At 63.4% G+C, this 12,842-nt stretch carries 9 protein-coding genes; 6 read left to right on the top strand and 3 right to left on the bottom strand.

The features are described from left to right. Positions 1-4: 4 nt before the first annotated feature. The 3 genes from E5222_RS03325 to E5222_RS03315 form a co-directional block, all read right to left on the bottom strand. Positions 5-892: a peptidyl-prolyl cis-trans isomerase gene (locus E5222_RS03325; protein ID WP_169053460.1), complete on the bottom strand. Its 888-nt coding sequence runs from the start codon at positions 890-892 to the stop codon at positions 5-7. 5 nt (positions 893-897) lie between these two features. Next, positions 898-2,733 (bottom strand): DUF3604 domain-containing protein, encoded by a 1,836-nt coding sequence (locus E5222_RS03320; protein ID WP_136692285.1) that lies wholly within the window; start codon positions 2,731-2,733, stop codon positions 898-900. A 228-nt stretch (positions 2,734-2,961) separates the two neighbouring features. Next, positions 2,962-3,867, bottom strand: coding sequence for a LysR family transcriptional regulator (locus tag E5222_RS03315; protein WP_169053459.1), 906 nt, complete (start codon positions 3,865-3,867; stop codon positions 2,962-2,964). Positions 3,868-4,227: 360 nt separating this feature from the next. On the opposite strand from E5222_RS03315, the gene E5222_RS03310 reads away from it, so the two are divergent. From E5222_RS03310 to E5222_RS03285, 6 genes are all read left to right on the top strand, one after another. Beyond that, the gene (locus E5222_RS03310; protein ID WP_136692283.1) at positions 4,228-7,551 is read left to right on the top strand and encodes a TonB-dependent receptor domain-containing protein; all 3,324 of its coding nucleotides are present in this window, start codon (positions 4,228-4,230) and stop codon (positions 7,549-7,551) included. A 142-nt stretch (positions 7,552-7,693) separates the two neighbouring features. Beyond that, complete coding sequence (locus E5222_RS03305; protein WP_136692282.1) at positions 7,694-8,233, top strand: hypothetical protein; 540 nt, start codon at positions 7,694-7,696, stop codon at positions 8,231-8,233. A 283-nt stretch (positions 8,234-8,516) separates the two neighbouring features. Further along, positions 8,517-9,188: a tonB-system energizer ExbB gene (gene exbB, locus E5222_RS03300; protein WP_211196078.1), complete on the top strand. Its 672-nt coding sequence runs from the start codon at positions 8,517-8,519 to the stop codon at positions 9,186-9,188. Positions 9,189-9,192: 4 nt separating this feature from the next. Continuing rightward, a complete protein-coding gene (gene exbD / locus E5222_RS03295; RefSeq protein ID WP_246021524.1) occupies positions 9,193-9,621 on the top strand; it encodes a TonB system transport protein ExbD in 429 nt (142 codons plus the stop codon). After that, entirely contained in the window at positions 9,618-10,370 is a 753-nt protein-coding gene (locus E5222_RS03290) for an energy transducer TonB (protein ID WP_136692280.1), read from the top strand. The genes exbD and E5222_RS03290 overlap by 4 nt, the downstream gene beginning before the upstream one ends. 46 nt (positions 10,371-10,416) lie before the next feature. After that, entirely contained in the window at positions 10,417-12,786 is a 2,370-nt protein-coding gene (locus tag E5222_RS03285; protein ID WP_136692279.1) for a TonB-dependent receptor, read from the top strand. The last annotated feature ends 56 nt before the right edge of the window (positions 12,787-12,842 follow it).

Here is a 12,842-nt window from a genome sequence, read left to right as displayed (position 1 = left end):
CGCCTCATGGCTCCGGAATACCCTCAGCGTAACGAACATCATATTGGTCGACGAGTTCATCGAGCAGGACTTCGCGCGTATTCGTCCGGCGATCCTCCAGCACGGCGGAGGCAACTTGCGCACGCACTTCCTCGAAAGAAGGTTCGCGGGCCTGCTCGCGATCGGTCAGCAATACGAGATGCGCACCGAAGCGCGACATGACCGGACCTTGCCACGTCTCGTCCGGCGTCATGGCGTCCAGCGCGGCGGCGAATTCCGGGCCGAAGACATCGGCAATCGGACGCAGGTTCTGGCGCACATAGTTCAGCTGGTAGGGGAAGCGGTCGCCATAGGACGGGGCATCGTTGAAGTTGGCGCCATCCGCGCGCAGCCGCGCCAGCAGCGCCCGCGCATGGGCCTGCGGGCCGCCCGCACGGTCGATCTCGGCATCGGCGAAGACATGGGTGAAGGTATATTCGGCCGGCAGGCTGAAATCCGCGCGATGCTCTTCGAAATACGCCCGCAGGTCGTCTTCCGTGGGCGGCTCCGGTTCGATATCAGTATCGGCCACAAGGTACTCGATCTTCTGCACCAGCCGCCGCCGGATGACGTAATCGTTCTCTTCGAGGCCAAGCGCCATCGCCTCGCGCGCCATCGCCTCCTCCCGCACATAGGAGCGCGCCAGTTCAGCCCGCTGCTCTTCCGACAACGCGTCATATTGCGCTTCGAAATAGCCCGGCTCGAAAGCCGCCGAGCGGTATTGCAGGAAATTGATGAGCGTTTCGCGGTCGACCTCGATCACGCGCGATTGCGGATCGAGCGCGTCGTCCTCGTTCACGACATCGTAGACGGCGAACAGCAGCACGCCCAGCAGCACGAAATGGACCAGCGGCTCCCGCGCGAGCCGGCGCATGACACTCATCGGCGGGCCGGCGTGTACCAGATGGGCGAGGAGTAGGCGCGTTCCTGGATGGTCGCGGGCTGCCCCGTCTGCTCGACATCGATGCCGAGCGCAATGGCGTCGAGAAGCGAGTGGCGCGGCGTCGGGATTTCCAGCACGCGGACATAGTAGAAGGCAGCCTGCTGCGGATCGAAATCGGGATCGGTCCACACCGTCGCCAGCTGCACCGCGCCGATACTGTTGGTGTAGAGCCCGGTTTCCAGATCGACGGTGTTGCCCACGGCGGGCAGCTTGCCATCGGGCCCGATGCGGCGATCGTCCGACCATGCGACGTCATAGACGTGCTCATGCGCCTCGCCGTCGGCGTCGACCCAGCCCTTGACCACCTGCACGCGGTCGAGATTACCGCTGAGCGGGTCCTTGGCGGCAAGGATCAGCAGGCTCGGCGCGCGGCCTGCAGGTGCGGCGGTCAGGTCACCGCCCATCGGGATGCCCCGGGCATAGCCGAGCGCCGCGATATCGCGTGCATCGGCATCACTGGCCGAGAAGTTGAACCCGCCGAACATGCGCAGCGCGATGCGCGGGCCGGTGGTGGCATAGACCTCTTTCCGGCGCAGGGCGGCAAAGATACCTTCTCGGGTATTTTCCTCTGCCCAGGCGGCAACGCGACCCGAAGCGCCCATTTCCCACGCCGGAAAGATTACGGGCCGTGGCCCGATGACATGCGAGCTGAGCGGAATGTCCGACACCAGCTTGCCGTAAAAATCGCTCTCCTGCACCGAGGAGAGGCCGGTATGGCTGTCGGTCGAACCGATCATGCCGAAATTGTAGGGATTGACCCCCGTGCGCTCCTGGATCTGCAGCCCGCGCTGCAGCGCGGAGCGGGCATAGTCGCCCTCGTCCGCTGGCGTCGGCGTGCCGATCAGCAGCTTGCGGCGGATCTCGAAGTCCGCGAACTCGTCGTTCGGCGCAATCTCGGGATGCACTTCGGACGTACCCTTGGCCTGCGTCACTTCCACCAGCGGTTCCCACTGCTGCCGGGCGCGGGCATAGGCAGCGGAAATCGGCCGACCGTCGCTGTCGGTCATCTGGAACATCAGCCCGCCCGAAATATTCGAATTGTGCGGGATGGCGATGAAGTCGATCCCCGTGCGGTCACGCGTGGAGGACATCCACGACCACAGATCCTCCGGCCGCTGGCTGTCCTGGCTGCTATAGGGAATGAAGCTCCCCGCGCCTTCGCCATCGGTATTGGCGAGCACGATCCGGTGCAGGTTCTTGCCGCCATCGACGACTGAAGACCATTCCCAGCCGAACATGGTGGTGAAGGTCCCCGGCACGTAGTTCCGCTCTGCCGCCTCGATCTCCACCGCCCATGCCGTGCTGCGCACCGCATCGGAATAGATCTCGCCCATCATCTCCTGCAGCTCGGGCACGGGAGGTCCAGCCATACCGGCCGTAGTCACACTCATCGCCCCGCGCGCGGGATCGCGGACATGCGCCGCCATGGCGCGGCGGCCCCATGGCGTCGCCAGCAGCGTTTCATCCGCCCGGTTGAGCAGGGTGAACAGCCCCATCATCTCCGCATGATCGGTGACGGCCATGAAATCGAGCGGACGGCGGATCTGGATCTTGCGGTCGAGACCGGGCTGCTCGATCGGAATGCCGCGGGCATAGCGATAGGCCATGTCCGGCGTGACCATCGTATTGTCGGTGATATAGGCGTCGAGCGAGTGGTTCGAATGCAGGTGCAATTCGCCCCAGAACAGTTCGGTCGGCGACGCTCCCCCAGCCTGGGCAACCAGCGCGGATGCCGGTGCAATTGCCAGCGCCGCCATTCCGGCGCCGATCATCAGCGCCTGGCCCAACCTCTTTCGTCTTGTGGATATACGATCCATGCCCAACGCTACCGCCCCTCCTCTAGCACGCCGGGCTGCACTGTCCTGCGATCAAGCGCGCGGCGAACTCTCTCCTCGAGCAGGAATTACTGGTCCACCCTGCACCAAGCAACACCGGCCACCCTTATACGAGCAATAGGCTAATCCTTATATCTGATACCGGAGCCGCGCCCGCCTTTTCGCCTAAGCCGGTCGCGCCGCTCCGGTGAGTGCCGCGCGCAGCTCGCTTTCGATGAAGGAATTGACGCGGCTGCCGCCGGGCGCCTTTGCCAGCACGCGTGTGAGCGGCGGCAGATCGACATCGAGCACCTCCAGCGTGCCTTCAGCCAGTTCCTTCTCGATGGTTTCGGGCATCAGATAGGCCACGCCCAGCCCCTCGCAGGCAAGGCGCTGCACCATGTCGCCATTGTTGAGGAAGCGCGGAGGGCGCAGGAAGTGGAGACCGGCCTCCTTCAGCGACTGGCTGATCCAGCGGGCCGAGCGCTGCGCCCGATTGAACGGCACCAGCAGGTCCTGCTCCTCCAGCCGCGCCTCGCCCGTTGCGATGCGAGCCGCAAGGTCGGGTGAGGCGACGAGCGCCACGTCCACATCGCAGACCCTGATGTCCTCGGGAATGGCGTTCTCACCGGCAAGAACCGTGGACACGATAATATCGAGATCGCCGCTGTTCAGCAGCCGCATGGCGTCTTCGTAAGGACGCATGGAGTGCAGTTCGATATCCGCATGGGGATAGTGACGATAAACCTCGCTGACCAACGGATTGAAGTACTTGTCCCGCAAATGCGGCCCGATGGCCATCCGGATCGTCTCTCGGTCGGAATCGCCATCGCTGTTCCGCAGCATCCTTTCGCTGGCATCGAGGATAGCCTCCGCGTCCTGCAGCACCGCCAATCCGCGCGCGGTGAGGACCGGCGTGGTACCCCTGCGGCGGTGGAACAGCGGCGCGCGCAAACGCTTCTCCAGCGTACTGATCTGATCGCTTACTGCCGGCTGGGAAATGCCCAGGCTCTCTGCCGCCTTCACGAAGCTGCCAAGCTTCGCCGCGCAGACGAAGGTGCGCAATTGGCAGAATGTGATGTCTTCGCTCACGTCGATACACTCTCCAGGGCAGGCCGGCGACCTGCTGCCGCGTGCCGGCGCCGCGACCATGCCGATCCACTATATCGGGACCTTCTTATAGCTCAATATAAGCACCCGATGCGTTGCTCTCTTTCAACCCTCCGCGATAGAAAATCAATCGCGAAGGCGGGGAGAGAAACCAATTAGACGCTAAAGCGCAGAAATACAGGCCTTTTAGGCCAAGAATCATAAATATCACCTGATCAAGGTGAGCCGACTTTAATGAAATGAGTCCATTTTTACATGGAATTCTCATAACATACTTCTGCGCCTTAAATATCTATAGGTAAACTTTCTTCTCTTCGCCAAAAAATTGAGGGGGAGAATATTATGAAGTTTGCGGATCGCCAATTGTGCCTCAAGGCCGCCCTGATGGCTGGCTGCGGGGCGCTGGGACTGACCAATCCTGCCTATGCGCAGGTGGCGGATAGCGCAGAAGGATCGGTACTCGACGAGATCGAGGAAGGTGAAAACTCCATTGTCGTGACCGGCACGCGTATCCGTGCCCGCGATTTCGAAGCCAACAGCCCGATCGTCACGGTCGATGCCGAAACCTTCGAGGATACGAGCTCGATCGGGGTCGAGAACATCCTGAACCGGCTGCCGCAATTCGTACCGGCAGTCACCCAGTTCACCACCACCGACGTGCAGAACAGTGCCACCAACACGGTCGGTGCTTCGACGGTCAGCCTGCGTGGTCTGGGGCCGAACCGCAACCTGGTGCTGTTGAACGGCCGCCGCGCGCAGCCGGTCAACGCTGCCCTGGTGGTCGATACCAACTCGATCCCTTCCGCAGCAATCCAGCGCGTGGAGATCATCTCCGGCGGTGCCTCGGCAGTCTATGGCGCCGATGCCGTGGGCGGTGTGGTCAACTTCATTCTCAAGGACAATTTCGACGGCCTTACTGTCGACGGTCAGTACGGCATCACCGAAGTCGGCGACAGCGAAACCTATCGCGTTTCGGGCCTGTGGGGCACCAACTACGCCAGCGGTCGCGGTAATGTCATGTTCGGTGCGGAATATTCCGAGCGCGGCTCTGCGCTTGCCATCGACCGCAAATGGCGCCGCGACGAACTAGCCAGCCCGAATGTACCCGGCACCGAGTTCTTCTTCGGCGAAACCGAGATCGTGCCCCAGCCCGGCGGGCCGGGCGGCTGGCCCAGCCAGGCTGCCATCGATTCAATCTTCCCGGGTCTCGAACCCGGCACGATCCCGCGCAACGCGCAGTGGTTCATCAATCCCACGCCTGACGGGACGGGCACGGTTTTCACCGGCGCCGCGGGCTTCTTCAGCGCCGGTGCCAGCGCTCCGGGCGCCTACAAGTATGACGGGCCGTTCACGCTCGATGGCTATGGCGATGCGCCCTACCGCAAGTTCAACGCGGATGGGTCGATCAACGAGAACCAGCTGGAATCGCTGATCTCCATCCCGTTGAGCCGCTATTCCTTCTTCGGCCGCGGCGATTACGACCTGACGCCGGAAATCACCGTGTTCGCGCAGGGGACCTTCAGCCGCACCAAGAACCGCACGCTGCTGGGCTTCGGCTCCGCCGTGGGCGCGCATTCGGTGGACATTCCCTATGGTTCGGAAATTTATGAGGGCAATGAGGCGCTCGGGATTCCCAGCTCGCTCAATGGCGATGGCACCACCAATGCCCTCTACCTGTCGGGCGGCAATTACGGGCTGAACTGCCCCGAGATGGGCGGCTGTACCGAGAGCGAGGTGTTCCCGCTGCCGGATGAAGTGCAACTGCTGCTCAACAGCCGCAACAACCCCAATGCGGATATCCAGATCGAGACGGCGCTGGACTTCCTGCCGCCACGCCAGACCTTCAACAACACGACCACCTACCAGCTCCTGACCGGCCTCGAAGGCGAATTGCCCAATGGCTGGTTCTGGGATGCAAGCTATGCCTATGGCGAAACCGAGACGGTGGCGATCTACGAGGGCTTCCTGTCGCGCGAAAGCTGGCGTGCGGTGGCCTCCGCGCCCAATTTCGGCCGTGGCTTTGCGGCGCAGGACAATACGGAGCGCGGGGGCAATTCGGGCGGCAGCGCGACCTGCACCACCGGTCTTCCGCTGATCCAGGATTTCACGCCTTCGGAGGACTGCATCGCGGCGATCGACGTCAATCTGCAGAACACCACCAACCTCATCCAGAAGGCGGCCGAGATCAACCTGACGGGCAACGCCTTCGAGATGTGGGCCGGGGCCCTGCAATTCGCGGTCGGCGGTGCGTGGCGCGAATATGAGTACATCTACCGCACGGATTCGCAGACGAGCTTCGAGAACTTCCTCGACGGTGTCGTGGGCCGGCGTCCGGAAAGCAGCACACAGGGCGGCTACAACGTCAAGGAAGTCTATGGCGAGCTCCTGGTGCCGCTGGTGCGTGACGTGCCGGGCATCCACGAGCTCAATCTCGAGCTTGGCGGGCGCTATTCGGACTACAGCACGATCGGCGGGGTGGAGACCTACAAGGTCCTGCTCGACTGGGCCTTCACGCCCTGGGCGCGCGTTCGCGGCGGCTATAACAGGGCCACGCGCGCACCCAATATCGGCGAGCTGTTCCTGGAAGGCACGCAGGTCTTCGCCTTCCTCTCCACGCAATATGGCGACCAGTGTTCGGAGAATAACGAGGACGGTCCCTACAGCGCCAATCCCGATGCCAATGTCAACGGCGCGACGGGTGCGGCCTTCACCAAGGATATCTGTACTTCGCTGATGGGCTCGACCGGGTCGCAGGAATATTACGGTCGTCCGGTGGCAGACCAGCCGACGGCTGGCGGAGTGGGTGTGCCGAACAATATCGGCAACCCCAATATCGGTCCGGAAACCGCCAAGACCTGGACCGCCGGCCTGGTGATCGATTCGCCGACCACCGACCCGGTGTTCGGGGGCCTGCGTGCCAGCATCGACTGGTACCATATCGAAATCGATGACCTGATCGCACTCAAGGATGCGGACACGATCTTCCGCGAGTGCCTCGATCCCGATTTCAACACGGCGGGCGATCCCAATTCGCTGGAATGCCAGCGGCTGGAGCGCGATACGACCACGGGCGAACCGGCGGCGATCTTCCGCGCGCCGACCAATGAAGGCAGCATCAAGACCAGCGGCATCGATGTGCAGCTGAGCTGGAACGGCCGTTTCGACGAACTTGGTGTGGATGCCATTCCCGGCGGGATCGGCCTGACGGTGCTGGCCAACATCAACCTGAAGGAAGAGACGCAGGCTTCGGCCACGTCCGATCCGATCGACTGGAAAGGCACGCAGGGTTGCGCGCTGGGCCTGCAATGCATGGGCTATGACTACCGTGTATTCACCACGCTCAACTACTTCGCAGGCCCGTTCAACGCCACGCTGCGCTGGCAGCACTGGCCGTCGATCGAATCCGGGGCAGCTGCCACCACCCCGGATACGGACACGATCGGCGTGCCCAGCTCCTATGACACCTTCGCGCTCAGCGGGTCGTATCGTGTGAACGAGAACTTCCTGGTGCGCGCCGGTATCGAGAACCTGTTCGACCGCGCTCCGCCGCTGTCGGGCGGCGATCCCGATGCCTCCGACTATCCGCGTGCGGCCACGCGGGCAGGCGGCGGGGTCTACAACCCGCTCGGCCGGAACTTCTATATCGGAGCGCAGATGACGTTCTGAGGAAGATCCTCCCTGAAATAGGCGGCGGGCTCCCACCAAAAGCCGCCGCCTATTTTTTTGGGAATGCCCTATCCGCAGCCGGGCCAGCCGGGACCCCGAAAGCGGATGACCGATACCAGCAGTTCCGGCGCAGGAGGTAGCAGTGCGCTCCATCACAACAGTTTTCGGCACGCTCCTGGGGGCGAGCCTTTTCATCACTGCCCCCGCCTTGGCGCAGAGCGAGACGGCCGAGCGCTGCATGGCGCTGCCGAGCGATAGTGAGCGCATAGAGTGCCTGTACCAGGCCCTGCTTGCTGCCGAGGAAGCGCTGGCCCGCGCGACTCCCGCCGAAACGCCCCCCGAAGTTCCGGCACCTCCTCCGCTGGCACCTGCCGCGCCCGCCAATGGATTGGCCCAGCTGGGCGAGGAACAGATCGCCGTCCGCCAGCGCGATTTCTCGAATTCGGTGGAGGATGAACGCTTCGAGGCAACCGTCGTGGACTTCCGCGAACGCGTACCGGGCCGCATGATGTTCCAGCTCGATAATGGCCAGGTTTGGCAGCAAACCGGCGGCGATGCGCAAAGGTTGCGACTTCCCCGGGACGAAAAAATCGCGGTGGAACTGTGGGGTAGTTGGTCGGGCGGCTATCGGATGCTGCTGAAGGAGCAGAACCTGATCGCACGGGTGGAACGGCTGCGCTAGCCACCAGCAATCGCCGGCCCGAGAGGCCGGACGTAGCCAGCTCTTCGGGGCAGCAAATCACGACTGAGTCCCCACTCCACTTGTAGCGCGCTGTAGACGCACGGTCGCTATCGTGAGCAACTGAGACCAGACTCTATTGCAAATGTTTCGCAATAACCGTAGATCGCCCTCGAATCAGTGAGGGACGGACTGTTCAATGAATTTGAACCGAAGCAGCAAAGCGGTAGCAGCGGCAATCTGCATTATACTTGCCTCACCCGCGCATCTGGCCGCTGCGCCGGTCGTGCCGGAGCAGCTCTCGGTCGGATCCATGTTCGCGCAGGCGGATTGGGTGGTGAAGCTTGTCATTATCGGGCTGGTGATCGCATCCATCGTTACCTGGACCGTGTTCGTCGCCAAGATGGTCGAACTGCGCAAGGTCGGCGCCGCGCAGAAGCGCCTCAACGCCGCGATCATGCAGGCCCGCACGCTAGACGATGCGCGTAAGCAGGCGCCTGAAGCCGCCGAATTGCTCGATGCCGCAGAGCTGGAACTGAAGCTCTCCGCCGATGCACTGGACGATGCGGACGGTATTCGCGAGCGGATATCCACGCGCTTCGCCCGGATCGAAGCCGCCACCGGCCGCAAGCTGGCGCGCGGCGTCCATGTGCTCGCCACGATCGGTGCGACCGCGCCCTTCGTGGGCCTGTTCGGCACCGTCTGGGGCATCATGAACAGCTTCATCGGTATTGCCGAGAACCAGACCACCAACCTTGCCGTGGTCGCGCCCGGTATCGCCGAGGCGCTGCTGGCGACCGGTGTCGGCCTGTTCGCCGCCATTCCCGCCGTGGTGGTCTACAACCACTTCGCCCGCCAGGTTGCCGAACAGCGCGCGCTGGCGGCTGACCGCGCCGCGGCCATCCTCAACATCGCATCGCGCGACCTCTCGCGCGGCGTCGCCAGGGTGGAGGGCTGAGCGCGTGGCATTCCGCCTCGGCACTTCGGATGACGGCGACCTGCCGATGAATGGCGAGATCAACGTCACGCCCTTTATCGACGTGATGCTGGTGCTGCTGATCATTTTCATGGTCGCCGCCCCGCTCGCCACGGTCGATGTGCGGGTGGACCTGCCCGTTGCCAATGCCGAGAGCGCGCCGCGACCGGATCAGCCCGTTTTCGTGACGATCGAGGCCGATGGCCGCGTGACAGTGAATGACCGGGAGACGCCGATGGGCGAGCTGGGTGCAGAGATCACGCGCCTGACCGGCGAGGACCGCGAACAGCGCATCTTCCTGCGCGCCGATCGCTCCGTTTCCTATGACAAACTGATGCAGGCGATGAACGATTTGCGTGCATCGGGCTACCTCCGCGTCGCGCTGGTAGGGGCGGAAGGAACCGATCCGCAGTGAGCGCAGCGGGCATCCTTCCCGGGATCGTTCCCAACTGGCGCCTTGCCCTTGGCGCGGCCGCTGCCGGTCATCTGGCGCTGGGCGGCGTGCTGGCGATCCAGCGCGGTGAACAGGCCGTTGCCCTGCCCGACCCGGTCATGGTGATAGAGCTGGCCGCCGGCGCGGCTCCGCCACCAGCTCCGCAGCCGGAAGACGCGCCGCAGCCGTTGGCCGAGGAACTGCCGCAAATGGTTGTGCCGCGTATCGAGGCGCCGCGCATCGACGCTCCACTGCCGCCCGATCCGGTCACGCTGCCAACACCGCAGCCCGTCCGTCTGGCGGCGCGCGCGCAGCATGTTCCGCAACCAGTAACGCCTGCTCCGCGCCTTTCCGCCCCGCGCGCGCAATCGCAGGCTCCTGCTACCGCGACGGCCAATAGCGGAACGGGGCCCGGCAGTGATCCGCGCGCGCAGCAGGAACAGTCGGACTGGTATGCGCTGGTCGCCGCCCATCTGGAGCGCAACAAGCGTTACCCGCGAGAGGCGCGCCGCGACGGATTGCAGGGTACACCCACCGTCCGCTTCACGGTCGACCGGCGCGGGCGCGTGACCGATATCGCCATCCGCAACAGCAGCGGCCATCCGGCTCTGGACGAGGCTACCATCGCCCTGCTTCGCCGGGTTTCGCCGCTGCCGGCGATGCCCCGCTCGATGGAGCGCGACAGCGTCACCATCAGCCTGCCCATCGAATATTCGCTAAGCCGTAAATAGCGGCATCTTCACAGAACATGGGAATAACCAGAGGGAAACATTGAGAATGCGACGCACTACTAGTATCAAGAGGCCCGCCAGCCTGCGCCGTTCCGGCTCGGCAATCGCGTTGGGCGTATCCGCCGCGATGCTGGCCATGCCGGCCCATGCACAGGACAATAGCGAGGAGGAAGAGGCTGGGGAAGTGCAGCTCGAAACGCTGCAAATCCGCGACTATACCGCCGATTCCAACCCCTACACACAGGATGGCGCGCCCTATAAGGCCCGCGTTTCGGGCGACCCGCGCCGCGTCCAGCCGCTGGCCGAAACGCCTGCGACGATCACGGTCCTGACCGAACAGCAGATCGAGGAATCGGGCGAGACGGACCTGCGCGACATTCTCGACAACCAGCCCGGCGTCACCGTCGGCACGGGCGAGAACGGCAACGCCTTTGGCGACCGTTACATCATCCGCGGCCACGAAGCGCGCAGCGACGTGTTCGTCGACGGCCTGCGCGATCCCGGCATGACCACCCGCGAAAGCTTCGCGGTTGAGCAGATCGAGATCACCAAGGGCCCCAGCGCAAGCTTCGCCGGTCGCGGCTCCACCGGTGGTGCGGTCAATTCCATTACCAAGCAGGCGAGCACGGACTACAACTTCACCCGCGTCGATCTGGGCGTGGGCACGGACGAGTATTATCGCGGCACGGTGGATGCGAACTTCCGCGTCAGCGACTATGTGGCGGTGCGCGTGAACGGCCTCTATGCGAACCAGGAAATCCCCAACCGCAACTTCTCCGATCGCGAGCGTTGGGGCGTGGCGCTTTCCACCCTGTTCCAGCCGACCGACACGTTCGAAATCCTGCTCGACTACTACCACCTGTCGGCGGACGACATTCCCGATATCGGCGGCTATGTGCCGCGCCCGACCGGCACCGGCCCGAGCGACGTTACCGTCTATGATCCGTGGGACGATGTGCCGAACTACGCGCAGGCGGAAGACTTCCTGACTTCCGATGTCGACACCTTCACCGGTCGCCTGACCTGGGAACTGTCGGACACGTTCACGCTGCGCAACTCGACCCGCTATGGCGAGACCGAGAACGGCTATGTCCTCACCGGCCTGCGCGGCGGTGCGTACGATCCGGATGCGATGACGTTCGGCGAAGTGACGCTGAGCACGCACCAGGGCTACCAGGAAGTCGATTACTTCGTGAACCAGCTGAACCTGTTTGCGGACTTCCACACCGGCGCGCTGTATCATCAGGCGATCATCGGGGCAGAGTATTCGGACTACAACGTCGCCAACGGCACGTTCGATGTCACCAACAACGGCGCCACCAACTGCGAAACGCCGGGACGCGGCGGCCTCAGCCCGAACTATTGCATCACGGATGAGAACCGCAACGTGATCTTCGGCCAGGACCAGATCCACAACCTTCTGCAACGCAATATCGTTCGCGGCGGGATCGACAGCGACTGGAGCGTCGAGACGCTCTCCGTCTACCTCATGGACACGGTCGAGGTGAATGAGTGGCTGACGCTGAATGGCGGCATCCGTCTCGATTCCTTCGAATATGCAAACGCGGTCCTTGGTCGCGGCGCGACCACGCCGACGCTCTATGAATATGAGGACACGCTGTGGAACGGCCATGCCGGGATCACGGTGAAGCCGCATGAGGAAGGCATCGTCTACTTCACCTGGGGCACGGCCAAGAACATCAATGGCGGCGAGTCCGACCTCGGCGGCAATTGCGGCTATGGCGGTATCTGCGTGGCCGACGGCACCGATATTGGCGATGGCAGCCCGGAAAGCTCGACCAGCTTCGAGCTTGGCACCAAGTGGGACCTGTTCGATGACCATTTGCTGGTCACCGGCGCGCTGTTCCAGATCACCAAGGACGGCATCTTCGAATCCGCAGGCTCGGGCTATGAAGCCGGCGGCTCGCTCAACACCGGCAAGAACCGTGTTCGCGGTATCGAAATCGGCCTGGTCGGCAACATCACCGACAAGCTGATGGCACAGGTTTCGGGCGTGATCATGGAGTCCGAAGTCCTGGAGGCAAGCGATCCGGCCGATATCGGCCTGCGCCTGTCCAATTTCTCCAACCAGCAGTTCAACGCCCAGCTGCGCTACCAGGCGACGCCGGCCTTCGCCTTCGGTGCATCGGCCACCTACAAGGGTGAGATGTTCACGGGCCAGCCGGACGATGCGGCGAGCTATGACTCCACGCTGGACGTCTATGCCTATCGCGTGCCGGACTACTGGACGTTCGACGCTTTCGCGACCTACCGTGTCAACGATGCGCTGCAGGCCCGTGTGAACGTGACGAACATCGGCAATGAGGACTATTACCTTGCGGGCTACCGCAGCGGACATTTCCTCTACAAGGGTGACGAGCGCCGCGCTACGCTGACGCTGACCGGTCGCTTCTGATCGGGCATTAGCCTGACCTTGGTTATGGCGGGGTGCCCGATGGGTGCCCCGCCATC

The sequence above is a fragment of the Alteraurantiacibacter aquimixticola genome (genome assembly GCF_004965515.1).
GTDB classification, from domain to species: domain Bacteria; phylum Pseudomonadota; class Alphaproteobacteria; order Sphingomonadales; family Sphingomonadaceae; genus Alteraurantiacibacter; species Alteraurantiacibacter aquimixticola.
This window is presented reverse-complemented; position numbering and strand designations above follow the sequence as displayed.